This window comes from Nosocomiicoccus sp. HMSC09A07, assembly GCF_001808485.1.
Taxonomy (GTDB): Bacteria; Bacillota; Bacilli; order Staphylococcales; family Salinicoccaceae; genus Nosocomiicoccus; species Nosocomiicoccus ampullae_A.
In genome coordinates this window covers 28,020-32,770 of sequence record NZ_KV793644.1, presented here as the reverse complement: position 1 = coordinate 32,770, position 4,751 = coordinate 28,020, and the positions used below count along the sequence as shown (strand labels likewise).

Here is a 4,751-nt window from a genome sequence, read left to right as displayed (position 1 = left end):
CGTCTTGGCCGTCTTTGCCATCTTTACCGTCTTTACCATCTTTGCCGTCTTGGCCATCTAGGCCATCTTTACCGTCTTGGCCGTCCTTACCGTCTTGGCCATCTTTACCGTCTTGACCGTCCGGTATAAATAACTCTTCGACACTACCTTCAACGACATTACCTAAATGATCTTCGAGCCACACTGTTACTAATGTGCCCGTTCTTCCATCACGTTCTACTGGCTCATGCTTAACACGGAGTGAGTCACCTTTTGGTCCTGGCTTTCTGTTATCAACCGTTAATGATAATGGTTCTCCATCAGCATATTCAGCAACAAGTTGGTAAGTACCATCTTCATTTTCATTTACTTCAACTTTCTCTACACCTGGTAAATTGTATTCAATTAACGCATCAACAGCTTCTTTAAGAACTTGTCGAGAAACTTCTTTAAAGTAATTATTTAGGAACTCTTCATGGTTATCCCCTGTAAAGTCTGGAGATACATTTGGATCTACTTCATAAAGTACTCTAACGCGTCCTTCTTTACCTTCTGTTACTAATACGACTGTTCCTTCTTTAAGTTCCTTGTTTTCACGAGCAACCACATTGAAGTCTAAGATTTCTTCAGAGAAGCTATATACAGGCTTAACTTCCTCAACAACTTGGACTAACCCTAAATCGACACTTAAGTTATCCTCACCTTTTAATGTCACTACTTTTTTAGAAGATTCATTTTCTAATAAAGTGAATTTTTCAGGGACAATAAACTCAACAGTATACTCTCCTTCGTATAGATCATAAAATCCATACTGACCATCTGAATCTGTTACAGTCGTTTGAACTGTGCGACCACTCGCATCTTTTAGAAGTACTTGGATACCTGCAAGTCCTTCTTCATCTGCATCTTTTTGGCCATTGCTATTTGCATCTAACCATACATTACTACCAATTGTGAATCTTTCTTCTTCAGCATATAATGGTAAACCTAGATTTAGAACATCTTTTCCATCAACAACTACAGTATTCACAAAGTCCACTACACCTGGACGGGATAATTCGTATTTGTCACCATCTGGGTTTTCAAATGTTAACGTATACGTACCATTCGCAACGTTTTCAAAGACATAATTACCGTTAGAATCTGTTACAGTTTCCATCACACCATTTTCTGATGATAATGTAACTTTCACACCCTCAAGGCCTGGTTCACCTGGATTTTTACGACCATCTCTGTTTCTATCTAACCAAACAGAAGATTTCACTGTAAATACCTCGAGTACTTGAGGCTCTTCACCTTCACCGACTGCTTCAGGCGTTAAATTATCAAGAGAAACGTCAAATTTAAATCCATCTGGATTCGGTTCAATAACGACTCCATCGTTTTCTTTCACTTCTAGAGTTGTGAAAACCTTTAAGTCTTTTAATTCTTTGCCATCAGATGCTGATACTACTGCGTTAACAACATAACGTTCATATTTTTGAACTGGAATTTTATCTGATAATAAAACGACTTCACCATCTTTAACGATGTAGTCTACACCCTTCACAAGTTCGATTTTTGTAAATTTATCTGTATCATCTAGCGGTGGCGTATAGTTATGATAAATTGCATCTAATCTTGTACTTTTATTTAATTTTTTAGGATCATTAAATTTATACAGCTCGAGCACAACATTGTCTAAGTCGATGTTTTCTCCATAAACTTTAAAATCTGGACCTTCGTTCCCAAACAATCTATTTTGTCTGTCATACTTGGCAAGTGGATTAAGATATGTTGTCAATGTTACTTGTTTTTTATCAGTTTCAACATAACGAACACCTGTCTCGATATACTTATAGACTACTTTGCCATTTTCCATATTACCATCTTTAGCTAGAGCTTCTTTTACACCGTAGTTTACTACGACTTCTTGTTGAAGTTTCTCACCTGCAAAGTCTAAGTCTAATAGATATGATTGGCCATCCTCAGTTTTATGTGCAGTATTCACTGTAGCGACAAACTTTAATAAACCTCTCACATTACTGTATCTTTCAACGTAATCTGTAAACGTGTACACAACTTTGTTTTCTAATTCATTATATTCGCCAAATGCAATAACTTCTCCATTAGAAGATGAAAGATGTTGTGGACGCACGACTTTATTAAGTCCTCCTGGTCTAAAGTATTGACCCCAGTCAAATGTAAATTGTCCACCTTTTTTCACTGAATTGTCGACTTCAAAGTTACCACTAATTTCTAGATAATCTAATTTACTCGGTGATAACTCATCTGAATTTCCTGATCCTGATGCTTTTACAATTTTAGCCGCTAAATTACTGACTGTTACTTTATCGTCAACTTGTTCAACTTCCCCATCATTGTTTTGATTGACATCATTCACTGTGTTAGTCGCATTATTTGGGCGTTGAAGCGAAGTTTGGATATTGACGTTGACGAGAACTTCTTGTTCAGAGCCATTTGGAAGTTTTACTTTAACAGTAACTTGCGATCCATTCGCAACTGGTAATTGATGAACATCTTCATTGACTGTCGTTCCTTCTGGTAAGTCTAAAGCACCAAGAATATCTTCAGCTTCTAAAGCTTTCCCCTCTTCAAGATTTACCTCTACTTGAAGATTCTCCTCAGGTAGATTAGTCTCTTGAAGGCCCTCGTTTTCATTTACAACGTCTTCTTTTTCTAGTTGAACCTCAGGTTGTTCTAATTGTTCAACTGCTTCTTTATCTTTTAAAACATCTAGTTCATAATTTTCTTCTTGATCTATGTATTCTGTTTCATTGACATCTGCTTCTTCTACTTCATTTAAGTTGCTGTCATCAAGTAGTGGATCTAGATTTTCTTCGGGTAATGATACATTCTGAGACTCTTCATTATGTAACTCTAAATCGTTAGATACCCTTTCATCGTTAAAATTGTTTGCGTTTTCATTATCGAGTTCACTTGCTTCGGCACTATGGCCAAACATCAACATTGAACCAATTAAAATCGATCCTGTACCTACTGTAAATTTCCTGATTGAATACTTGTTTAAACGATTGGGTAAAAAATCATGTCTTTTTTTCATTGGCTATCTCCTTAATATGTTGTTTTACGTTTGTGCTTTTGTAATTGCCACGACATGCCCTGAAATAGAGCTTTTATTTTACAATAACTTAATTTCTCTTGATGTCTATCATTCTCCCCTAAATGTCAAATTACATTTAGTATACAATAAGTCACAATAAAATATTGTCTGAAAATTATGTTTTTTTATATGTATGAGATATTTAGTAAATTTAAAATGAAAAAACACACTTAAACTTTTGTTTAAGTGTGCTAATCTACATTATTCAAAATCAAATAGTGGAGTTGAAAGATATCTTTCACCGTTTGATGGTAATACAGTAACGACTGTTTTGCCTTTACCTAATTTCTTCGCTTCTTCAAGTGCTGCATATACTGCTGCACCAGATGAAATACCTCCGAGTATTCCTTCTTCTTTTGCTAATTTTCTAGCATATTCGAATGCTGTTTCATTCTCTACTTTAACGACACCGTCATAAACTTCTGTGTCTAATGTGTCTGGTACGAATCCTGCACCGAGTCCTTGTAATTTATGTGGACTTGCTTCTCCACCTGATAATACTGGTGAATCTGCAGGTTCTAACGCGTAAACTTTTGTGTCTCTGTTATGCTCTTTTAATACGTGTCCAACACCAGTTACTGTTCCACCTGTTCCAACACCCGCAATAAATGCATCGATCGTAAATCCTGCACTTTTCGCTTGTTTCACAAGTTCTGGACCTGTTGTGTTTTCATGGATTTTAGGGTTTGCTGGGTTTTCGAATTGTTGTGGCATGAAGTAACCATCTTTTTCAGCAAGTTCATTCGCTTTAGCAATTGCGCCTTTCATCCCTTCGGCACCTGGAGTAAGCACTAACTCTGCTCCGTATGCTTTTAGTAAATTACGACGTTCTTTACTCATCGTGTCAGGCATCACTAAAACTGCTTTGTACCCTTTACTCGCAGCAACCATCGCAAGACCAATTCCAGTGTTTCCACTTGTTGGCTCTACAATTGTTGTATCCTTCGTTAATTTTCCTACTTCTTCAGCAGCTTCAATCATCGCAAAAGCGATACGATCTTTTACCGATGAACCAGGGTTCATGAATTCTAGTTTGACGTAAACATCCGCCATATTATCATCTGTTAATCTGTTTAACTTTACGAGTGGCGTATTACCAATCGTTTCAGTAATATTATTAAATACTTTGTTAGACATAAAATGTCCTCCTATTTTTATTTCATAGTAAGTAACTATGAATATAACACGGTAGGGCTAGAATTACAAATGTGATGCTTAGTTGATGGTAGGATTTACTGGAAGTTACTGGTGGATTGGATTTTTCATCTTATAAAGTTTAATAATACACTTTTGCGTGGTTATATTTAACAAAAATTTTCGGGTTTTGTTAGATATCTGATTTTATTTAACATATTTCGCCAGTGGTGATCACTTTTTGTTAATTATATTTTTTTATCTAACAAAAACGGCGCTGAATCCCGAGAATTTGTTAATTATCTCGATATATTTAACAGATTCGGTAATTATCTGTTAAATAACCACATCGCTAGCGAGACGGAAGGCCTGTTCAGTTCTTAAAAGTGTAATAACGCTCTTTATCAAAATTTTATTTAACAAAAATATCCGTATATTGTTAGATCTGATTTTATTTAACATATTTCGCCCGTGGCGATCACTTTTTGTTAAATATATTTTTTTATCTAACAAA

General features: G+C 35.8%; 2 protein-coding genes. Both read right to left on the bottom strand.

Annotated elements, in window-relative coordinates; translation table 11 throughout:
• On the bottom strand, positions 1 to 3,043 hold a 3,043-nt coding region (locus HMPREF3177_RS07520), incomplete at its 3' end, for an SdrD B-like domain-containing protein (RefSeq protein WP_148128615.1).
• Positions 3,044 to 3,304: 261 nt separating this feature from the next.
• Positions 3,305 to 4,240 (bottom strand): cysteine synthase A, encoded by a 936-nt coding sequence (cysK, locus tag HMPREF3177_RS07515; protein ID WP_070458351.1) that lies wholly within the window; start codon positions 4,238 to 4,240, stop codon positions 3,305 to 3,307.
• Positions 4,241 to 4,751: the final 511 nt, after the last annotated feature.

Coding starts and splice junctions, on each gene's coding strand:
- cysK (WP_070458351.1), bottom strand. CDS start 4,240: ATGTCTAACAAAGTATTTAATAATATTACTGAAACGATTGGTAATACG.